At 38.8% G+C, this 1211-nt stretch carries 2 protein-coding genes; both read left to right on the forward strand.

The annotated features are described in order from the left end of the window. Positions 1-143 precede the first annotated feature (143 nt). Positions 144-665, forward strand: coding sequence for a photosystem I assembly protein Ycf3 (locus tag IQ228_RS26150; RefSeq protein WP_027401506.1), 522 nt, complete (start codon positions 144-146; stop codon positions 663-665). A 96-nt stretch (positions 666-761) separates the two neighbouring features. Further along, positions 762-1052 carry an Asp-tRNA(Asn)/Glu-tRNA(Gln) amidotransferase subunit GatC gene (gene gatC, locus IQ228_RS26155; protein WP_027401505.1) on the forward strand — a complete coding sequence of 97 codons (291 nt, stop codon included), beginning with the start codon at positions 762-764 and terminating at the stop codon, positions 1050-1052. Positions 1053-1211: the final 159 nt, after the last annotated feature.

The following is a 1211-nucleotide window of genomic DNA, read 5'->3' on the forward strand; positions in this document are numbered from 1 at the left end:
CTATTAATTTATCTGCGTTTATCTGCGTTTATCTGCGGTCAATAATTCTGAAAATCTTACTTCATATTTCTGGGGATAACTCAAACCTCCAAAAATTAGTTAAATTAGCGGTATGCTGCAATTAAGCAACCATAGAGACAAATATGCCAAGAACACAGAAAAACGATAACTTTGTTGACAAATCCTTTACAGTAATGGCAGATATCATTCTCAAGATATTGCCAACCAACAAAAAGGCGAAAGAAGCCTTTGTTTATTATCGAGATGGAATGTCCGCACAGGCAGAAGGCGAATATGCCGAAGCACTAGACTACTATACAGAAGCCTTAGAAATGGAGGAAGACTCTAATGATCGGAGTTATATCCTTTATAACATGGGTTTAATTTATGCCAGTAACGGCGATCATAATAAGGCTTTAGAGTATTATCATCAGGCCATTGAATTAAATCCACAATTACCCCAAGCCTTGAATAATATTGCCGTGATTTATCATTTTCAAGGTGAGAGAGCTAAGGAAGCAGGGGATAATGACGGTGGTGAAGCATTACTTGATCAAGCAGCGGATTATTGGATTAGAGCGATTCGTATGGCTCCCAATAACTATATTGAAGCTCAGAACTGGATAAAAACCACCGGGCGATCGCAAATTGACATATTCTTTTAACTTAGTCATTAGTCATTAGTCGGTTGTAAAAGTTTGCCTAACAACTGACAACTGACAACTGACAACTGACAACTAACAACTGACAATTAACAAATTATGATTGATAGTGAACAAGTTCGTAAAGTCGCTAATCTCGCTCGTTTAGAATTAACAGCAGACGAAGAGGCACAATTTACCACTCAACTGGGTGGTATTCTAGACTATATAGAACAACTAAATCAACTGGATGTCACTAATGTAGCCCCGACAACCAGAGCTATTGATGTTAGCAACGTCACCAGAGAAGATATTCTCCAACCCTATCCCGAACGAGAAGCAATCCTCAACAGTGCGCCTCAACAGGAAGGAGATTTTTTCCGAGTTCCCAAAATTCTTAATGCTGATTAGGTGAATACAAAAGAGTAGAGACGCTCCGAGGAACGTCTCTACATCCCCGTAGGGACAGGGGATTAGGGGATTAGGTTTTTGGGTATGCTCTAAATATAGCAGATGATTTTTTATTTGCCAAGTAGTTGAGAATTATTTTTCCTGTCTCTTATACACAAC

Origin of the sequence: Dolichospermum sp. LEGE 00246, assembly GCF_015207865.1 — a bacterium.
In the GTDB taxonomy this organism is placed as follows: domain Bacteria; phylum Cyanobacteriota; class Cyanobacteriia; order Cyanobacteriales; family Nostocaceae; genus Dolichospermum; species Dolichospermum heterosporum.

Coding starts and splice junctions, on each gene's coding strand:
- gatC (WP_027401505.1), top strand. CDS start 762: ATGATTGATAGTGAACAAGTTCGTAAAGTCGCTAATCTCGCTCGTTTA.
- IQ228_RS26150 (WP_027401506.1), top strand. CDS start 144: ATGCCAAGAACACAGAAAAACGATAACTTTGTTGACAAATCCTTTACA.